The following is a 20,474-nucleotide window of genomic DNA, read 5'->3' on the forward strand; positions in this document are numbered from 1 at the left end:
AGGTCCATATTTAGGTTAAACTGTAATTGGGTCATTTCTAATCTCCTCGCTTCACAATGATTTAATTGGCATAAACCATTGTAACCAAGAGGGATTGATTTGACCCCTTTTCTTTTTACACAATTATACGGACTTAATCCAAAATATCGGTCGTCAGCTGCAAAATATCGGTCGTCAGCGGCAAAATATCGGCCGTCAGCGATAAAATATCGGTCGATATCTTTATATATCGGCCGTCAAACAATAGAGCCTTTAAATTTTTGTCAGGAGATTCGAACCTATTGTTTTGTGTCGGCTTCAAGAGCTTAAATCTCCCATTCATGTAAAATTTCTCCATAATTAATCTACCACTCTATTTTTTACTCCACCCAATTAATATTTTTTCTACATTCACTCGCCCTGAAAAGAAAGTAGCACCGCCGCCCATATCGGCTAAACGATCTGGTGTGAGTGAGTTGACCAGCTGTTTCGTGCCTGGTTCATCTCTCCAAAGCCCTTGAGTTACAACGACCCCAGGTAACACGTTTTCTCCAACAGCAGCTTTTAACTCACATTCTCCTCGATGGTTCCACACCCTTACAAGATCTCCATCTTTTATTCCTGCTGAAGTGGCATCTTGGATATTGATGTGCACCCTCGGTTCTTTTTCTAACGAGATGTGTTTTTCATTGTTTGAAAAGGTAGAGTTTAAAAAGTTATGGTTTGGTGCAGGGATAAATAAATATGGAAATTTTTCATCCTCCGCTAATGGTGTGTACGTTGGCAATGGAGGATACCCGTCGTCTTCCATTTTCTTTGAATACAATTCAATTTTTCCGCTTGGTGTAGGAAGCTTGCCAGGGAAAAGAGGCTTCACGATTGCTTTTACAAACTGCTTTTCAACCAACGTTTCATAATTGATTCCATCCAAGTAGGGGTTATTCGGGTGATCGAGAGCCTCTGCGATCAATTCTGCTTCTGTCTGCTGAAATATTGAATCCTCAAAGCCCATTTCTTTAGCAAGTAGTTTGAATACTTCTACATTGGATTTAGACTCCCCATATCGTTCAATGACTGGCTGCTGAATCTGAATGTAATGATGCCAATAGGATGTATAGAAATCTGTATTCTCAAAGGACGAAGTTGCAGGTAAAACAAGATCTGCATATGCAGCCGTTTCGGTCAAAAATAAATCATGGACGACCAAAAATAAATCTTCTCTTCCTAAACCTTTTCTGACTTTATTGCCATCTGGTGCGACAACGGCAGGGTTAGTGCCATACACGTACAACGATTTTACTGGTGGGTCCAATTCAAGCAAGGCTTGACCAAGTAAATTCATATTGATGACACGTGTCTTTTTATTTTCAAGTAAATCAGGCCGCTGCAAGCTTGCTGCATTATGGGCTAAATAAGCCGAATTTCCCTTGATGGCTCCTCCGCCTTTTACAAGCCATTGTCCAGTAAGGGCAGGAAGGCAGGAAATCGTTCGAATGCACATGCCGCCATTATCGTGATGCTGTGGGCCATTGCCGATCCGGATGAAAGAAGGGGAAGTTTTTCCATACATACGGGCTAATTGATAAATGTCTTCTACAGGTACACCAGTGATTCCAGATACCGTAACGGGATCATATTGAACAACATGCTTCCGTAGTTCTTCATGTCCAACGGTATAGGTTTGTAAAAAGGAAGTATCGACCAGATCTTCAGCAAATAATATATGCATCATTCCGAGAGCGAGGGCACTATCAGTACCGGGTAAAATTGGAATGAACCAATCTGCCAACCGACCGGTCTGATTTTTATGTACATCAATGACAACAATTTTGGCTCCATTTTTTCGAGCCTTTTGGGCAAGAGTGACTTGATGCATATTCGTGCTGACAGCATTGATGCCCCAAAAGATGATTAATTTCGAATGAATGGTATCTTCCGGATCCGTACCTAAGCTCGCACCCATCGTATATTTATATCCTTCTGACCCAGCGGATGAACAGATGGTTCGATCTAATTGGGAGGCACCTAAGCGATGAAAAAAGCACCGGTCCATTCCTTCCGCGTTCAGTCTCCCCATATTGCCATAAAAGCTATAAGGAAGAATGCTTTCAGGTCCATCTGTTTGGATAAGCTCTTTCCAACGAGACGTGATGGTTTCAATCGCTTCCTCCCAGCTGATCCGCTCAAATTTTCCTTTTCCTTTTGCACCAATGCGCTTCAATGGATATTTCAAACGCTTATCATCGTATAAACGAGCCGCCATATTTCGAACCTTGTTGCAAATATTCCCATTTGTCACTGGATGATTCGGATCTCCATCTATTTTCACGATTTTCCCATCTTTTTTATGAAGAAGTAAGCCGCATTGATCTGGACAATCAAGAGAGCAAACTGAAGGGAACACCCCATTTCGTTCATTTACATAAGAGTTCATTCGTAGTCTCCTTTATGAATCGTCTAAGAAATTATTTTAATTTCGTTTATTCTCATCATAAAATATTTGGAAAAGTGCGGCAATAAAATAATGAGTTTCAGATTAGTAGAGCTACTATTTCATTGATTCACTCAAAAATACTTTGCCAAAATGGTAAGTCATTTCTGGATTATTTAGAAAATTTTTCATCAATAAATATAGACAATTTTTGATAATTACATTATTATTGAAATAAGAACAAACGTTCTGTTTTTGAACGTTGCAACTTAGATCTTTTCATAAATTTCTATTTTTGTGGTTAATTGACAATCTTAGAAGCTACGATATTGTGTTATTCTATAAAAGATTAGGAGGAATGAACGTGAGCGATGAGATGAGGACTTTATTACGGTCGGTATTGAAAGAGGAGCTTCAGGTCATTAAGAAAGAAATAAGTGAATTTAAAGAGGAGTTTGTTGGCTTTCGTTCCAATGTAATTGAGCGGCTTGATAAACTGGAAGAAGGCCAAGAAAAGCTTGAACATCGTTTAGAAAAACTGGAAGAAGGTCAAGAAAAGCTTGAACATCGTTTAGAAAAACTGGAAGAAGGCCAAGAAAAGCTTGAACATCGTTTAGAAAAACTGGAAGAAGGCCAAGAAAAACTGGAACAAGGCCAAGTAAAGCTTGAACATCGTTTAGAAAAACTGGAAGAAGGCCAAGAAAAACTAGAACAAGGCCAAGAGCGTATCGAACGGAAGATTGGAAATATTCCTGCACAATATGAGCATTTGGAAAATTTTATTGGAACGGAACTCACACAAATTAAGCAAAACCAAGAACGACAAGATCGGATCATTGAAATACTTGCAGCTCGCTCCATTCAACACGAGGGCGAAATAAAGGATCTAAAACGTGCGATAAACCATCAATAAAAAATTCCAATAGAAACTGAACTTTTAGTACCAGGCTCCGTTTGATATTTAGTAGCTAGGGGTACCTGGCTTCTTGTTTTAGGACAACTTTTTCGACCAAACAAAAGATCATAATAAAGTGAATACAAATTATAATCGTCTCTGGTATAATTTTTATTTTATCCTTTGCAACAGGTGATTACTTAATGGCAACCATACAAACGATTATTCAACAATGGCAGCTTTCTTTACAGAAAGAAATTGACTACTTGAAAGAGCAGGGTGGGTCGAAATATCTGATTACGAATGGAAAGGTATTATCCAAAACAAAGGAAACCACTACTTACTGGTTTCTTCTGGCTACTGATGTGATGCTTCCAGATGGATTTCCCGTTCGAATTCTATATAAGAACCATTCATATGAGGGCGTTGTCGTATCAATCGAAGGGTTTGACCTAATTGTAGAGCTCGATACCTATATTGGGAATGAAATAAGCGAAGCGGAACTGTACAGCGAACCTTGGGAGTTATTGGTTGCTCTAGATACCAGGTTACGTGAACTAACTGATTCACCTATTAAGCTAAATAGGGTGAAACGGCTATTATCCGGAAATGCGCCTGCTAAACATACAGAGTATCCATATAAAACTCCTTTACAAGAAATGATTTTGCGAGCCAAATATAATCCCACTACCTATATATGGGGGCCGCCGGGTACTGGGAAAACGTATACTCTTTCGAGAGTCATTGGACACAGATATATGAAAGGGAAAAAAATTCTTGTTCTCGCCCACAGCAATGCAGCCATTGATGTATTAATGTACGCTGTGACTAAGTATGTGGAAGAGAAAGGGAAATGGAAGGCTGGAGAGATCGTTCGCTATGGAACTAGTCGAGATACGAGTGTGAAAAAGCATCCAACCCTTCTTTCTTCTAAGCTTGTAGAATACTTTGAACCAAATGTAGAAAAGAAAAAGCGTAGATTAGAAACAGAACGAGTGAATCTGAAAAACTCTTCATTAACGGTAGAAAAGTCCAAAAGGCTTGTACAAATAGAGGAAGAGTTAAAAGAACTTCGAAACGTCATCAAAGAGAAGGAAAAAACGTATGTGGAAAGCGCAAAAGTCGTTGGGACCACCTTATCAAAAGCTACGATGGACAGCTTAATCTATGAAAATCATTTTGATTTAATCGTTGTAGATGAAGCTAGTATGGCATACGTTCCTCAATTAGCCTTTGCCGCCTCCTTAGGGAAAAAGATCATCGTTTGTGGAGACTTTAAACAATTACCTCCGATTGCTTTATCTGATCACAAACTCGTAAACTACTGGCTAAAAGAAGACATCTTTCATCATGCTAAAATCGTGCAAAAAGTTGAACATGGGGAGACGCACCCTAATCTTTTTATACTCAAAGAACAACGAAGAATGCACCCCGCTATTTCAGGGTTTACGAATCATTTTATTTACCACGACCAAGTAGTGGACAATAAAACCGTTCAAAAAAATCGTGAGAGAATTTCTAATCTGCCGCCGTTTTCCAATGTGGCCTCAGCACTCATTGATTTGTCTCAAATAGGAGCTTTTTGTTTAAAAGAAAGTGCGTCTGTTTCTCGGTATAATGTTTTTTCAGCGCTTTTATCCATACAATTGATTTTACTAGCTAGAAAATATGGAATGGATTCCATAGGTGTGATCGCTCCTTATAAGGCACAAGCAAGATTGCTGTCAGCTTGTATTCAGGAATTCATCACTCAAACTGGAGAACGGAATGTTGTCGCTGCTACCGTCCATAAGTTTCAAGGTTCTGAGCGGGACATGATTATTTTTGATGCTGTGGATAGTGATCCTCAACCAAGGGCTGGCATTTTGTTAACGGAAGAAAAAGGAGATCGGTTAGTCAACGTAGCTGTTACAAGAGCAAAAGGAAAGTTTATACAAGTTGCCGATATGGATTACATGAAATCGAGAGTATCAAAAGATCGTGCGTTGTACAAGTTAATGGATCATTTATCGAACCATAATAAGATTACTAGAAACGAGTTACTAGAAGTACTAACTGAAACCGTTGATAGAAGATTACAGTGGTTTAATGCGGAAAAATTAGATAAGGTACATGAAGATCTATTACAGGCCAAACGAAATATCATTATATGCATTCCGGATCCATCAAGAATAAGAAAAGAAATAGGGGATGCATTAAGGTATGTACAGGATCGAGTGAAAGTAACGTTTGTTACAGAACAACCTGAGAAAGTCTTCCTGCAGGGTGAGGTAATTCTTAGTAAACTTGCTATGCCATTTATCATAATTGATGATGAAATACTATGGATTGGCTTCACATCCACGCATTCTACTAGTTATGAATCCTCCCTAAATCCACTATTCATTATGGCAAGACTGGAATCAAAGAAGGTGGTAACGCTGCTTCATAGCTTCTTAGATCTTAATGCGGCTAAACAAAGCAATGAACAATTTAAACAGACTGTTGTGAGCTACCGACCAAATTATACGCTAAAGAAATTCATTCAAACGTGGGAAAGATGTCCAGTCTGTAGAAGTGTTCGGGTTCCCGATATCACAGCAAAAGGAAGTATTCGCTTGCTTTGTAACTATTGCGGCAATCACGGAAGCGTCAACAAAAGCATCCTGAATCGATACATGGAGTACATCGATTTGAAATGCAGATCATGCAATACACCTCTCAAAGCCGAAGGGGAAAAAAGCATCACATCAGTAAGTTGTGAACGATGCAATGAAGTGATCGAGGTGAAATCCTTATTATAAAAAAATAAGGAGAAAAAAGGAAGGATAGAGAGTCAGACATATAAGATAACATCCATCATTTATTTTTGAACATTAAAAGGGGCATCCAAAAGCCGAAAAATCGACTTATTGGACAGCCCCTTCATGTTGCTGAAATGTTATTAGAAATAGTATTCTAATGTCAAAAAGTAGCACTAACAAAAGGTATTAGAAAAACCAATTACAACAGCAACGGCGACGGCGACAGCGACAGCGACAATCTCTGTCAAAGCCTCTGTCAAAGCCTCTGTCACAACGATTACGACAGCATCCAAAAAACAAATGAATCACTCCTTTATTTTGTTATTAAACTACAAATCATTATATGCAGAATAAGGACAAGCTGCTCGAGACATTTACCTAAGCATTATGGAATGTGTATTCGACTAAAATTGAAGTTTTTCGTTTCGAATCCACACATCCTTCAATGTGAGTAATAAGTGATGTAAGCGAAATTGAAATAGGTCAATAGCAGAGGAATTTACGAACACTCTTTTGGAACGAGTGAATAAGCTGCGGGCAGGCAATCGGGTTAGAAGAAGGGATTAGCATAGGCCCCCTTGTTGATGAAGCTGCGATTGACAAAGTGGATGGGCAAGTAAGGGACGCTGTAGCAAAAGGAGCTTCTTTAATAACTGGCGGATGCAGGATGAGAGATCATGGACTAGATAAGGGCACATATAAGCCCACTTTGTAGACCTTTCATCTCTTTGAGCTTTTCTTTCAGTTCCCTATGCGAATTACAAATATTCTTAATATATGGCAAAAATTCCTCACCGTCTGGTGTCAGTGTAATACCCATCCGTGAGCGTAATATAAGAGTGGTAGAAAGTTCTTCCTCTAATGAATGTACCATTTGACTAATGGCGGATTGAGTATATCCAAGTTCTTCAGCTGCTTTGGTAAAGCTGCCAGTTTCAATGACTTTGATAAAAGCATAATAAGAATTCACCCACAATAGCTCCTTTATATTAGAATTTCTATGCATTAGTCATTTTAGCAGGTGTATTTATCGCAAACTCTACATCTAAAAAACAACCGGAAATTTTGGAATGCAAAAAGGAGCAGTTTAGTTGAACAGGGAACAGCCATAAACTTTGCTTTATGAAAAATCTCTCAAAGGAGCAGAACGTCAAAAAACCCCGAATGAGATTGCATTAAACACGGTAATATTCAGCATTTAGAAAGCGTACATGATATTGTTCAAAACATTACCAATGTAGCAGTAAGAGAAAGGGTTCCAGATACCTTTATTCAAAAAGCAAACGAAATTCAATTAATTGATGTGTCACCTGAAACATTGCGTAAAAGACTGGCAGACGGAAAAATATATGCAAAAGAAAAAAATGAACAAAGTTTAAACAGCTTTTTCACCATATCTAATTTGTCAGCTCTTAGGGAACTAGCTCTGAGGGAAATCGCGGATGATGTAGATGAGGAAATAGAGCAGTCATTAGGTTCTTCTCTGGAAGGACCGTATGGTATTCATGAAAAAATATTAGTTTGCGTCCACTATGGTCCAACTGCTAAAAAATTAATTAGAAGAGGATTTTTTTAAAAAAAACAGGAGTATTTAATAGGTTTGAAGAATATACCTCCCTAAATATGTATACAAATGTGTACATATAAAATAGGAGGTGTAAATAATGGAGCAAGATTTTCGCAAAAAAACCTTTCGAGGTGCAAAAATTGAAGATTTGATCTTAGAATTAGAAAAACTAAGCTCATTGTGTGAAGAAAAATCAAAAAGTAGTGACCAATTAGAAAGACAACGTTTTTATGAAGGAATGGCTATTGCTTATACAACGATTGCAGTGAAATTAAAAGGTGACTTCGATTATATTGAGCCGAAAGTAATTGATGAACTGTACAGTTCCGTAGAGAAAACTTCAATTCCAAATAATATTAGAAATACACAACACGTTGAAACTTGCTCTTTTTGTCGTAGAAGTAAAGAAGAAGTCGGGGAATTAGCTATGGGACCGGGAGTTTCTATATGCAGTGAATGCTTAGAGTTTGGTGCAGAAGTAATTAAATCACAGTCCACAGAAATTTAGATTCTACAACAAAACAGGTGTGTTACTTTAATAAAGATAGGGAAGCTTTCAATAATTTAGGAGTTTCCCTTGTTTTTTTTCTAATTATCATCAATAATAAAAATTTCTTGAGTTCCTAATTAACGAAGATGCTCCGTAACTTAAATAAAAAAGCGGGCTTCCAAAGCTTTAGATACTCCATCATGATCGTTGGTATCAGTCACTTCCATTGCCAAGTCTTTTAGTTCTCTAATGGCATTGCCCATTGCAACGGGATAACCACATATCTTGAATAATCCTAAATCATTAAAGTCATCACCAAATACCATGATTTTTTTAAGAGATATTCCTAGTTTGTCTGATAGGATAGAAATTGCATTTTCTTTCGAGACATTTAATCGCATAATTTGACTGAACTGATTTGAATCAGTATTGATAATATTTACTTGATCACCAAAGTTTTCAATAAAAGATTGTATGGAATGTAAATGAGAAACTAAAATTTTGCCATCCAAATCCAGTACTACTGCTTCCATTTCAATTCCCCTTTATCACTTAACATATGGTAACTATTTCTTTATATAATAATGAAAGTTTTATGAAGCTTACCGACTCTGTTCCTTTCCCAAGTACTTGTTAGCTAAATCACTTTATTCCACTTAAAAGCTCACTTCAAAATCTTTAACGTACACAGCATTTCCAGTAATCTCTATACCAAAATGATTTTTATTTTTAGTGACGTGTACCATAACTCGACCATCTTTTCCCATTTCGTGACCTTGCTCTACAATAAGATGTAGAGATTTTTCAAAATGGCTTTTTATGTATGTAGCATAATAGGCTCCCATTACCCCTGAAGCCGTTCCAGTGACTGCGTCTTCTGTTGTACCAGAAAAGGGTGAAGAGAAGTGGCGAGCGTGCATATGGGCATGAGGATCATACGTTTCCATGCAAAAAGGATGAACAGACGCTTTCGGCATTTCTTTTAAAATAGTAGGGAATACCTTATTATTCGGTTTCATCCTTTTAAAGGCATCCAGCTTTTTTATTGGAATCAACAATGTCCAAGTACCTGTACTACCATATAAAATAGGCAGGTTGGGTTCTATGTCATCTTCAGCTAGTCCGATTGATAATGCCAACTCTTTTTTGGAACCATGAAACTCTTCAAACTTCGGAGAAGCCTGTTTCATCGTTATGTAGATCTTATGATCAGCAGTTGAATGAATCTTGATCGGTAAGATCCCTGCTTTTGTTTCAATGGTTAACTCATTCTTCTCTCCCAGTAATCCTTTAGATTTCAATGCAAAAATGGTTGCGATCGTTGCATGACCACACAAGTTGACTTCATGTCCCGGTGTAAAAAAACGAATTCTAAGGTCAGCGACGTCGGATTTAACTAGAAAAGCGGTCTCATTATAGCCAACCTTTAAAGCAATTTCCTGCATTTCATCATCTGTTAAGTCATCCCCATTAAAAACAACTCCTGCTGGATTTCCTTTATTAGGCTCATGACTAAATGCATCATAATGATAAACCCTTACCGATTTCACTCTTTTTCCCCCAATAAGTTGTTTGAATTTTATGGTTTTATCCTATTGTATCAGTAATGGCGATATCATTTGAATAATAATTTTTATGCTGCCTTGTTAAAAACACGGCGGGTTTAAAAAGCTTGACAGAAAGGAATAAAAATTGTGGTAAATTATTTTCCATCTTTTATTAACGATGTTTTCTTACATTTTCCTTCATGAAGCATGTATTCATGGATCGCTAACGGGCAATCTTAATTAATAAGCATAAATTATACACGAATAAAGGTGTTCGAAAATAAAAGGTTTACAAAAAAAACTTGTGTTGGTATTATAAGAAAAATTAAAAAATTAAAACGGCGATGAAGAGAAGAGTAGATAAAATGAATTCTTTACAGAGAGCTCCAGATGCTGAAAAGGAGTAAGAATTCATTATTGAACCAAGCCTCTGAGCCTCACATGGGAACTGTATTTAGGGGATAATGTGACAGGTGCTCCTGTTATAGAGCTAGGGTATAAGTATTATTACCAATACCGTACCCGAAGAGGTTAATATGGCGACATATTAATAAACTGGGGTGGTACCACGATATAAGATATAAAATCTCGTCCCCAAGACTAAATCAGTCTTGGGGGTGGGATTTTTTTTTATTACATTAAAATTTTTAAAACAGATGAATGAAATAGAGGAGGGTTATATACATGAGTGCAGACAAAGAGATTCTTTACAATAATTTTATGGATCAGCTAATGGATGAAGATATAAAAAACGGAGCGTTCAATAGAACCATTTGTACAAGGTTTCCTCCTGAGCCAAATGGTTATCTTCATATTGGCAGTGCCTATGCGATTCATGTAAACTACATGGCTGCAAAAAAATTCGATGGAAACTTCAACCTTCGTTTTGATGATACCAATCCATTAAAGGAAGACATGGAGTATGTCAATGCCATTATCGAAGATATCAATTGGTTGGGCTATAGTCCAGGTAATCGAATCTTTTATGGCTCAGATTATTCAAATGAAATATTTAACGCAGCTATTGCATTAATAAAGAAGGGAAAAGCATATGTCTGTGAATTATCGCCAGAAGAGATAACAGAATACCGAGGGACCTTAACGGAACCTGGAAAAAACAGTCCATTCAGGAACAGGCCAATCGAGGAAAACTTAGATTTATTCTTCAAAATGAAAAATGGTGAATTTCCAACTGCTTCAAAGGTATTACGGGCAAAAATAGACATGGCATCGCCCAATATGAACTTAAGAGATCCGGTCTTATACAGAATCATTCATGCAAACCATTACAGAACAGGAAACGGATGGTGTATATATCCTATGTATGATTTTGCCCATCCTATACAAGATGCTATTGAAGGAGTCACTCATTCCTTATGTTCTATAGAGTTCAAAGACCATCGCCCTCTTTATGAATGGGTTTTAACAGAATTAGAAGTAAAGGAACCACCAAAACAAAGAGAATTTGGAAGAGTAAATGTTACGGGAGTTGTAACAAGTAAACGATACTTGCGGGAATTAGTAGCAGGAAAATTTGTGGATGGTTGGGATGACCCAAGATTACCTACTATACGCGGTCTTAGAAGAAGAGGATTCACTCCTGAAAGTATAAGAAATTTTGTCGCTGACATTGGCTATATCAAACATCAAAGCACGGTTGACTATGCTTTGCTCGAACATTCCCTTCGAAATGATCTAAAAACCAAAGTGAATAGTGTAATGGCTGTATTACATCCGCTAAAGGTTACGATTACGAATTACGATGATGATAAGACCGAACTTTTATCCATTGAGAATAATGCAGAAAATGATGCTTTAGGAACTAGAGAAGTTCCCTTTTCAAAAGTCATTTATATTGAAAAAGAAGACTTTATGGAAGTACCAACAAAAGGCTTTAAAAGGTTGTCTTTACATTCTGAAGTTCGGTTAAAAGGTGCCTATTTTATAAAGTGTAACGAGGTTATTAAAGATGAAGAAACCGGTGAAATCATTGAACTGCGATGTACGTATGATCCAGAAACGAAAAGTGGAACAGGTTTCACTGGAAGAAAAGTAAAGGGAACGATTCATTGGGTATCTGCCTTACATGGTGTAAAAGCCGAGGTTCATCTTTTCGATCAACTATTCGAGGATGAAGAAATGGTGAAGGATCACGAAAAAACATGGAATGAAAAAATCAACCCTGCATCCAAAGTGGTTCTTGAGGATTGTGTAATGGAACCTTCTATCAAAAACGCACGTGTGGAAGAGAAGTTTCAATTTATCCGACATGGATATTTTTGCGTCGATCAGAATTCAACAGATAAAAAATTTATCTTCAATCGGATTGTTTCATTAAAAGATTCATGGAAAGGAAAAAAAGGCTAAAGAAAATGGGTGTCAGTCACCCCAGAAAGACATTTGTCCACGAGCGGTGCCTGACACTCGGTGTTCTGATATTCATTTATTTCATATTGTGTTGGGAGTTCCTTATAAGAAGATTGATAACCAATCACCCTCACAATAACCAGTTGCAACTCTATTTTATCAATTTCTTTTAATCTCAAAACCTAACAATCTTCGACAAATTTCGGGTAGTGACAGGCAAAAATGTGCTAAGGACGGTGGTAAAAGGTCTTGTCCCTTTTTTGGTACTATTCATATTTTATAGTGTATTGGTTTGTTTAGACAAATAGGATTAGCCCCTACAACCAATAAATTAGCTAAAAAAGGCGTGATATGATTGAGCAAAAAAGATATAAAGAAAAAGTACTACGAAGAAAGTAGTGATGATTACAGCGAGAGGAAAGACTATCATAAGAAACATGATAAATCTAGTTGTGATCATAAAAAACAGGATGACTCTAGTAGCAATCATAAGAAACATGATGAATCATGTTGTAATCAAAAGAAACATGATGCCTCTTGCTGTAGTCAAAAGAAACAGGCTGACTCTTGTTGTGATCATAAGAAACATAATGATTCTTGTTGTAATCATAAAAAACGTGATAACTCTTGTTGTAATCTAGAAAGACGGGTTAATAACCCAGCAAATGATGTAACGAATTTTCCACGAATAACCCAAAGTGAGACAAGCCTCGCACATTTTAATGATTTTATACTTTATGGATTTAATGATAGTAATGAATCTAATAATAACAGATTTTCAGGATTTGCTTTTTCTAATGATTTAGGTAGAACTTGGACTGACGGTGGTTCTATACCAGTAAATCCAGGGGGGCGCAATTCCGGTGATCCTGTTATATCAGTAGATCGAAATGGTGTATTCTATTATGGTCAAATTGGTCAAGAAATTGTTGCGAATGTTTCACAAGGTGTAATCAGTGTTTCAACTGGAACCATTACTCCGAACGAAACCATCACAATGAATCTTCCACAAGTTGTTGGACGCGGTCAAAACCCTGCTGCTGGTATTAATCAGGATAAAGAATGGATTACAGTAGGCCCTGATTCTGATAATCCGGGGAATGAAGCATTGTATATTACGTGGACTGATTTTACTGCTACCCCGAACCCCAATATTCGCTTTTCAAAATATACAACTGGTGTCACCTTAAATCCTATTATTACAGATCAAGTTATTGTCACGGGTGGCACTAATTTTATAACAGGGTCATTTGTTGTCGTGGATGACCTCGGAGGTATTTATGTTTTTTATGAAGAAATATCGCCAGCGACAGCTTTTAATACATTGGGTCAGCCAAATAGGACCATTCGTATGGTTAAATCAATTGACGGTGGTAATACTTTTCCAATCAACGTGGCCGTTTCAACACCTTTCGCTGCTGCAGCAACAACCACGGGACCTTGTGGCCGTCCTTCTATTCAAGTTGATAATTCTAGACAGATTCGTATGAATGAGTTCCCTCATGCAGCCTTTGGGCCAGATAGTACTTTATATGTCGTATGGAATGCGGGTAGAGTGCTTGGAACTACGACTTTTATTGATGTCTTTTTAGCCTATAGTATGGATAAAGGAAATACCTGGAATAGAGTGAATATTACTCATAAAAATATAGCTTTTTCGTTTTTTCCGTCCGTTGCGGCTAATAAAAAGGGAGCTCATATTCAGTATAATCGTTTTAATGAACGTGGTGGTAGCGTTGGGGGTGTAGGTGATGGGACATTTGCGATATTCACGAAAAGCTTTTCTCCTTGTGATGGTTTAAGTGAAGAGAAAATGGTAAGTACTGAATTTTCTCCTGTGCCAGTTACGAATCCTAGCCCTGATACTGCCAATTGTTATATGGGGGATTACAATCAAATTATTGCTGGTCCCGGAAATTGTTTGCTTCACTCCTGGGGTGATAATCGTGATGTTATTATTCAAGGGAGTATTCAACGGAATAATCCTGATGTCTTCTTTGGAATAACATTCCCAGATCAGAAGAACCATGACTGTGGTTGTGATTAAGAAAAAATTTTCTAAAAAGTAAGAGACAACTCTACCAATCCTTTATTCCTTTTAATTCTTCAAAGTAATCTTTGTTATTCATCCCAATAGACAACTCAACCCCTTTCTCCACCTATCATCTCATAGTAAAATTTCCCTCTATAAACTAGATCGCCATTACAAAATTGTAAAAGCATCAATATAATGTAGAAATTCGAAATAAAGGAGGTGATTTTTTCAATGGATTGTAAACCTTGTGAAAATCAAATCAATAATGAAAATGAAATGGAAAATAACTCCACAAATAGTCCAAGCTATACTAAATTTCTTTTTGCTCCGATACCCGAGCACATGATACTCGAGGAAGACGATACGAATTTACCTCAGCAACAGAACGATTAGTTTTAACTATTGTTTGAGTTTTGTTAATAGGTTTTAAATGGTGGTTTAATTAAGAGAACGCTAACAGGGGTACAGTCAAATAAAAATGGTGTCAGTCACCCCAGAAAGACATTTGTCCACGAGCGGTGCCTGACACTCGGTATTAAACGTTTGTTCATTAAGCAGCACTAGATTCCTTTTGTGGGTTTGATTTAAAAAACAACTTCATCATCGGAGGGGTAACAATCGTTGTGACAAGAACTACGACAACAGCCACTGCGAATAGATCTTGACTTAATAGATTTGCTTCTAAGCCAATCGTCCCAAGGATTAATGCCACTTCACCACGAGAAACCATTGCAGACCCGATCCCCAATGAGCTATTCCAGCCAAATCCAGCTGCTTTAGCTCCAATCGCAGCACCAATTAATTTAGTTAGGATCGCTAAAATACTTAAAATCACGATTAGACCTAAATTGGTCGTTATCCCACCAAACTCAGCAGTTATACCTATAGAAGTAAAGAAAACAGGAACAAAGATGGAATAACCAATCGTTTCAACCTTTTCAAAAACTTCGTGCTTATAGCCTGTGACGCTGATTGCCACACCTGCTATATAAGCTCCAATGATCGCAGCAACACCAGTATATTCTGCTAAGTAAGCATAAACAAAACAAATAATAAGAGCAGATGAAATGACTGTTTCTGTGACTTTAAATGACGCAAACTTCTTCAAAAACCAAGGAACGATCTTCCAGCCAACAAGAATAGCTCCAGCAAAGAATACGACTTTCTTTAAAACCACTGTCGTTAAGTTCACATCTCCACCTGTAAAACTCATTAAGAATGCCAAAGCAATAATGACAACCACATCATCGAGTACTGCCGCTCCTAAGATCGTCGTTCCTTCAGGGGATTTTAGATAGTTCATCTCTTTAAGTGCCTGAACGGATATACTTACACTGGTAGCAGAAAGCAATAGTCCTAAAAACCAGGCTTCCATCGTCGTTAGATTTAAAATCATTCCAGCAAAATAACCTAAAACCAGCGGAACAATAATACCTCCAAAACCTACAAAGGTTGAGGCTTTCCCAGTGCGTTTGAATTCATCAAGATCTGTTTCTAATCCAGCAATAAACATCAGCAGGATCACACCAATTTGACTAAGTTCAGCTAATGTTTCTGTTTCGTTCACTAATCCTAAAACCGATGGACCTAGTATAATTCCAATCAAAAGTTTTCCAAGAACGGAAGGCTGTCCTAATCTTACGCTTACGCTCCCAGCTACTTTGGCTGCTATTAAAATAATGGCTATTTGGAGTATTAACACTTTCAATTCCACCTTTCCTTATTATCATGAGTATTCATTTGAAAAAAATACAAAAAGGAGCCTGCTACCAAAGGACATACTAATCCCTTGGTGACAGACTCCTCCTAGTGCACTAAGTATTTTATTACCTATACTATATCACATTTTTTGTGAAATTTCATTTTTTTTACTGGTCAATAAAAATTATTCATTGTTTCCTGACATGACAAAAGAAAAGAGTTCACACTCTAATTAGTCTTTCTTGTTTGAACGGAGTGATAGATACAGGAAATATTTCTAACAAGATCATCCCGCCTTTCGCCATTCATTTCCTATTCTAAATGTACTCCATTTTTTTTATTCATGTAGGGCAAATATCAGTTTTAAAGTAGACCGAACAGGAATATATATGGAAATGGTCTGACGTAAGTTTTTGGAAAGAGGTCTTAGGGGGCAGTAGGTAAATAGAAATGTATGTTTTAAGTCAAATGTTTTGCAGCTTAAACATGGGAAACTATGAAATGCGGATGTGAATAAAATGAAAAAATGGAGTTTGCTGTTACTCTTTATAGTATTGGTCAGCGGGTTGATTTTTTTAGGAGCATATGGGGGAGCCGTCTTAGGTTTATTTGAAAAGGAAAAGCATGTTATGAACACACATGATAAAAAAGAACACTTGCTCTCTCAGAAAGAATGGATCGAGCCGGAGCTTGTTTTGATTGACTCCAGAGACGGAACGGAAATACAAAAAGTAAAAGCATCTTCTTTGAAAAGCAAAGAGTATACTGAGAACCTTGCTGCGGAATTGGAAGCCAAATATGACAAGCCCATGATTCCAGCTAAATTAGGAGCCGATGGGAAGTTAAAGGAAGGGCAAGTCCGGGTTGTATTGGATAAAGAAGCATTCATCCAGGAGCTTACAACCGTGAAAGCTCTTCAGAAAGTGATCGAAGTACCCATTACGGAAACGGCGCCGAATATTACAGCTGAAGCGATCGCCAATATCGATCAAGTCCTGTTAGGCAGCTATACAACAAAATTCAATCCGAACATAATAGGACGATCCAGAAATATTGAGCTATCTGCGCAGGAAATTAACCAGATCATCCTTGGCCCTGGAGACCGATTTTATTTTAATTTAGTTGTGGGGGAAAGAACGCCGGAAAGAGGCTATCAAAAGGCGATGGAGATTGTGAATCATGAATTTGTAGAAGGGATTGGCGGGGGAATTTGCCAGACCTCCAGTACACTTTACAACGCGATTGACAAGGCAGGCCTTGGAATTTTAGAGCTTCATCACCATTCGAAAGCAGTCGGCTATGTGCCTCAAAATCGAGATGCGACGGTTTCTTGGGGCGGCAAGGACTTAAAATTTATGAACAACAAAGAGTATCCGGTGATGATCAAAACCATCGTGAATAAACAAAACGGCACGATTGAGGTACAAGTGAGAGCAGCCGCTCAGTATGTGGCAAAAAACTAAGAAACGAAATCCTTCCACACCATTGCAGCTTCTCATCATTAAGCAACCAGCCAAATAAAGTGGATGATCAATTGTAATATATTTGTGTCTACGGCAGTTCATTTCGAACTGTTTTTTTTATGGAGAAAATCTTCATATCCATCCTCATTTCGAAAGTTGATTTAAATGAGTAAAAGATAAGGCTTGGAGTACAATTGACGATTTAGAAGTCCATCATGAAAAAATTCTTCATCTCATGATTGTCGATGAACAACTTCAAAAGTACTACCATTTACTTCTTGCGGTGTTTTTCTTAAAACTATGCGGTGGTCCTCCAAAAGAGTGGGGTTTGATCAGGATTGGTACTCTGGATTACTCAGAATGGTGAATGAAAATTCTTGGCGACTGGCAACCCTTTAGGAATTTAATTTTGTTTTCTGTTACAGCAGTTCATGATGAACTGTTTTTTTATGCAAAAAATTATCAATTTCCACCCCTTTTTTCGTCACTTCTTTTTATAAGAGATATGAAAGGGGGATGAGCACATGGAATAGAGAAAAATGAATGCTCGATTGTTTTTTTGTTTGTTGAACTTTTTGAGGAATGAACCAAAGGAAGCGATTTACAGCATATCGATAAGTTCGGGTTGTCCGTTTATAAAGGTCCGGTCAATTTGAAATGGGAGGTTGGATGTATGAGTAAGCTATTAATTCAAGAAAAGCCGTTGATGATTATTCCTTCTTTGGCTGTCAAAATCGGTCTAAATGAGTCAATCATTTTGCAGCAAATCCATTATTGGCTATTGTCGAGTTCCCATGTTATTGAGGGGAGAAAGTGGATCTATAACTCCTATAAAGACTGGCAAAAGCAGCTGCCATTCTGGTCGGAAAGTACGATCAAAAGGACTATAAAGTCATTGGAGGATCAAGGCTATTTAATTTCAGATAATTTCAACCAGCATAAAATGGACAAAACAAAATGGTACAGCATTGATTATGAAAGGCTAGAAGAATTAGATGACCAAACGAGCACTCAAAGTGAGCCGCCTGCATGTCAAGATGAACTAGCGGGAATTTCACCTTGCTACAAGGAAGAGGGTGAGATGAACCAAGCAATACCAGAGATTCCTTCAGAGATTACAACAGAGATTACTGCAGAGAAAGAAAAAATCCCATACTCGGAGATTATTGACTATCTCAATTGTAAAACACTAGCAGCTTACAAACCTACTACGAAAAAAACAAGAGATTTCATTCGGGCAAGGTGGAGAGAAGGGTTTACACTGGAAGATTTTAAAAAAGTAATTGATTTAAAGGCAAGTGAATGGCTGAATGATCCAATTTGGAGTAAGTATTTAAGACCTGAAACCTTATTTGGAGCCAAATTCGAATCTTACTTAAATCAAAAGCCTACCCGTAAGGTCTATAGAGAGGAGGATTTTGATTTAAATGACTAAGAGGGAAGTGTTTATTTTATTAGGGATGATTGCTGAGTATTATGAGCAGTTTCAATTGGATCAGAAAAGGGTCGATGCTTGGTACGAGGCATTAAAGGACTGTTCCTTTGACAGAATCAAAAACAACCTTCTTGCATTTGTAGTGGAATCTGCTTTTCCACCTAAAATTTCGGATCTTGTTAGAAAAACAAGTGCTGTATCTCGTTTTATCCCAAGCTATGAAGAAACGAAGAGTATACTGTATACAAATCAGCAGCTTGCAAAAGAGGAATGTATTCAAGAAGAGTTAGCCAAAATGAGAGAAATTTTAGGAATCAGAAGGGATTTATAATATGATGGATTATTGGATTTGGAATCAAGAAGCTGAACAAGCCGTGTTAGGTTCTTTGTTTTTAGATGCAGGATTGATTAAAGAATGTACCATTCAACCAGAGCATCTCTATTCCAATAAACTAAGAAGAATCCTCCAGGCCATGAAATGCCTTGATGAAAAAGGAAAGCCGATTGATGTGATATTCGTTGTGGAGGAGGTTGGAGTTCAGAATATATCGGAGATCGGCGGTACAGGATACATCACGGAATTAGCTATGAGTGTTCCTACTACAGCTAATTTTCGTTATTACCAAGACACGGTGCTAGAATATCACAAAAAACGTAAGGCCATCCAAATTGCTAACAAAATGATTGAAGATGCACGAACGGGGGATATTGGAACCACGTTACAGGAAGGCATTCAAAACTTGATATCGATTCAAGATCAATCTAGAGACGAAGAATTAGGTGAAATAAAGCCTTCCTTAGTAGCATTATATGAAGAGTGCGAAAAAGACTTTGGAGAAATAACGGGAATACCATCTGGCTATAAAGAGCTGGATGGTCTCACAGGAGGATTTCAAGAGTCAGATTTAATTGTAATCGGAGCTCGGCCAAGTGTTGGTAAAACGGCTTTTGCTCTTGATCTTGCTCTCAAAGCATCCAAAAACGATATCAGTATGATTTTTTCATTAGAAATGTCCAAGAAGCAGCTGCTAAAAAGAGCAGCCTGTTTAATTAGTGAAATTGACTCCAAGAAAAGGATTTGAAGAAGAAGACTGGAGAAAATTTTCCCGTGCTATGGGAGAGCTCTCTATCGCTAATCTCCATATTTTCGATCGTGCTGCCATGGATATCCACTATATTTGGTCAAAGGTTCGAAAAGTACGTAGAGAATATGGCGATCAGAAAAGAATCCTTGTAGTCATTGACTATCTCCAATTAATCGTAGGAAATCCAAAAAAGAAAGAAAATAGGCAAACTGAAATCAGTGAAATAAGTCGTGCTCTAAAGCATATGGCAAGAGAATTGAATGTTGCCGTAATCGCTCTTTCTCAGCTAAGTAGAGGTGTAGAAAGCAGGGCAGACAAGCGTCCGGTGTTATCCGATCTTCGAGAAAGCGGTCAAATCGAACAAGACGCCGACCTAATTGCCTTCCTCTACAGAGATGACTACTATCACAAAGAAACCAAACAAAAAAACATCATGGAAATTATCCTTGCAAAACAGCGGAACGGACCGATTGGATCGGTGAAGCTTAGGTTTTTGAAGGAGTACGGGTGGTTTGCGGAGATAGGAAAAGATACAAAATTGTAAAAATATAAATATTCACTAGTGTTGCATAAATATTGTCGTAATTTTCAGTTTTATTATTTTTCCTGTTTAGAGCCAAAAAGGTAAATACCCAATTAAAGGTGGCTCCATCCATTTGGAAATTTATTGACAATTAGACCTGTGCGACGACGACA

At 37.6% G+C, this 20,474-nt stretch carries 15 protein-coding genes, 2 pseudogenes and 1 other annotated feature; of the genes and pseudogenes, 12 read left to right on the forward strand and 5 right to left on the reverse strand.

Going from position 1 to position 20,474, the window contains the following annotated elements:
• The first annotated feature begins 99 nt into the window (after nucleotides 1-99).
• The gene (locus tag GD441_RS15345) at nucleotides 100-309 is read left to right on the forward strand and encodes a hypothetical protein (protein ID WP_153127308.1); all 210 of its coding nucleotides are present in this window, start codon (nucleotides 100-102) and stop codon (nucleotides 307-309) included.
• Between the two features lie 43 nt (nucleotides 310-352).
• Here GD441_RS15345 and GD441_RS15350 read toward each other — a convergent pair whose 3' ends face one another.
• The gene (locus GD441_RS15350; RefSeq protein ID WP_153127309.1) at nucleotides 353-2,413 is read right to left on the reverse strand and encodes a molybdopterin oxidoreductase family protein; all 2,061 of its coding nucleotides are present in this window, start codon (nucleotides 2,411-2,413) and stop codon (nucleotides 353-355) included.
• 361 nt (nucleotides 2,414-2,774) lie between these two features.
• Here GD441_RS15350 and GD441_RS15355 point away from each other — a divergent pair, with 361 nt between their 5' ends.
• The 3 genes from GD441_RS15355 (at nucleotide 2,775) to GD441_RS15365 (ending at nucleotide 6,803) form a co-directional block, all read left to right on the forward strand.
• On the forward strand, nucleotides 2,775-3,323 hold the full coding sequence (locus GD441_RS15355; RefSeq protein ID WP_153127310.1) for a hypothetical protein: 549 nt from the start codon (nucleotides 2,775-2,777) through the stop codon (nucleotides 3,321-3,323).
• Between the two features lie 185 nt (nucleotides 3,324-3,508).
• Entirely contained in the window at nucleotides 3,509-6,088 is a 2,580-nt protein-coding gene (locus GD441_RS15360) for an AAA domain-containing protein (protein WP_153127311.1), read from the forward strand.
• 604 nt (nucleotides 6,089-6,692) lie between these two features.
• Nucleotides 6,693-6,803 (forward strand): hypothetical protein, encoded by a 111-nt coding sequence (locus tag GD441_RS15365; RefSeq protein ID WP_263862462.1) that lies wholly within the window; start codon nucleotides 6,693-6,695, stop codon nucleotides 6,801-6,803.
• On the opposite strand, the gene GD441_RS15370 is transcribed toward GD441_RS15365, so the two are convergent.
• Nucleotides 6,771-7,058: a LysR family transcriptional regulator gene (locus GD441_RS15370; protein WP_225434262.1), complete on the reverse strand. Its 288-nt coding sequence runs from the start codon at nucleotides 7,056-7,058 to the stop codon at nucleotides 6,771-6,773. The genes GD441_RS15365 and GD441_RS15370 overlap by 33 nt on opposite strands.
• Nucleotides 7,059-7,274: 216 nt before the next feature.
• On the opposite strand from GD441_RS15370, the pseudogene GD441_RS15375 reads away from it, so the two are divergent.
• Both GD441_RS15375 and GD441_RS15380 read left to right on the forward strand, forming a co-directional pair.
• Nucleotides 7,275-7,658: pseudogene (locus GD441_RS15375) on the forward strand (sensor histidine kinase KdpD); the annotation flags it as partial.
• A 94-nt stretch (nucleotides 7,659-7,752) separates the two neighbouring features.
• On the forward strand, nucleotides 7,753-8,163 hold the full coding sequence (locus GD441_RS15380; RefSeq protein WP_153127313.1) for a ClpX C4-type zinc finger protein: 411 nt from the start codon (nucleotides 7,753-7,755) through the stop codon (nucleotides 8,161-8,163).
• Nucleotides 8,164-8,303: 140 nt separating this feature from the next.
• Here the strand turns inward: GD441_RS15380 and GD441_RS15385 are convergent, their stop codons facing one another.
• Nucleotides 8,304-8,678: an HAD family hydrolase gene (locus GD441_RS15385; RefSeq protein WP_153127314.1), complete on the reverse strand. Its 375-nt coding sequence runs from the start codon at nucleotides 8,676-8,678 to the stop codon at nucleotides 8,304-8,306.
• A 123-nt stretch (nucleotides 8,679-8,801) separates the two neighbouring features.
• Nucleotides 8,802-9,695, reverse strand: a complete 894-nt coding sequence (locus GD441_RS15390) for a PhzF family phenazine biosynthesis isomerase (RefSeq protein ID WP_153127315.1) — start codon at nucleotides 9,693-9,695, stop codon at nucleotides 8,802-8,804.
• A gap of 332 nt (nucleotides 9,696-10,027) precedes the next feature.
• Nucleotides 10,028-10,291, forward strand: a binding site (T-box leader).
• 85 nt (nucleotides 10,292-10,376) lie between these two features.
• Between GD441_RS15390 and GD441_RS15395 the strand changes: the two genes are divergently transcribed.
• Nucleotides 10,377-12,059, forward strand: a complete 1,683-nt coding sequence (locus GD441_RS15395) for a glutamine--tRNA ligase/YqeY domain fusion protein (protein WP_153127316.1) — start codon at nucleotides 10,377-10,379, stop codon at nucleotides 12,057-12,059.
• Between the two features lie 355 nt (nucleotides 12,060-12,414).
• Complete coding sequence (locus tag GD441_RS15400) at nucleotides 12,415-14,106, forward strand: sialidase family protein (protein WP_225434263.1); 1,692 nt, start codon at nucleotides 12,415-12,417, stop codon at nucleotides 14,104-14,106.
• A gap of 538 nt (nucleotides 14,107-14,644) precedes the next feature.
• On the opposite strand, the gene GD441_RS15405 is transcribed toward GD441_RS15400, so the two are convergent.
• Nucleotides 14,645-15,796 (reverse strand): cation:proton antiporter, encoded by a 1,152-nt coding sequence (locus GD441_RS15405; RefSeq protein ID WP_153127317.1) that lies wholly within the window; start codon nucleotides 15,794-15,796, stop codon nucleotides 14,645-14,647.
• Between the two features lie 517 nt (nucleotides 15,797-16,313).
• On the opposite strand from GD441_RS15405, the gene GD441_RS15410 reads away from it, so the two are divergent.
• The 4 genes and pseudogenes from GD441_RS15410 (at nucleotide 16,314) to dnaB (ending at nucleotide 20,322) form a co-directional block, all read left to right on the forward strand.
• A complete protein-coding gene (locus GD441_RS15410) occupies nucleotides 16,314-17,258 on the forward strand; it encodes a VanW family protein (RefSeq protein WP_153127318.1) in 945 nt (314 codons plus the stop codon).
• A 673-nt stretch (nucleotides 17,259-17,931) separates the two neighbouring features.
• Nucleotides 17,932-18,693 (forward strand): conserved phage C-terminal domain-containing protein, encoded by a 762-nt coding sequence (locus tag GD441_RS15415; RefSeq protein ID WP_153127319.1) that lies wholly within the window; start codon nucleotides 17,932-17,934, stop codon nucleotides 18,691-18,693.
• Nucleotides 18,686-19,024 (forward strand): replicative helicase loader/inhibitor, encoded by a 339-nt coding sequence (locus GD441_RS15420; RefSeq protein WP_153127320.1) that lies wholly within the window; start codon nucleotides 18,686-18,688, stop codon nucleotides 19,022-19,024. Before GD441_RS15415 ends, GD441_RS15420 begins: the two co-directional genes overlap by 8 nt.
• A 1-nt stretch (nucleotide 19,025) precedes the next feature.
• A pseudogene (gene dnaB / locus GD441_RS15425) lies at nucleotides 19,026-20,322 on the forward strand (replicative DNA helicase).
• The last annotated feature ends 152 nt before the right edge of the window (nucleotides 20,323-20,474 follow it).

Source organism: Peribacillus tepidiphilus (assembly GCF_009466385.1).
In the GTDB taxonomy this organism is placed as follows: Bacteria; Bacillota; Bacilli; order Bacillales; family DSM-1321; genus Bacillus_BN; species Bacillus_BN tepidiphilus.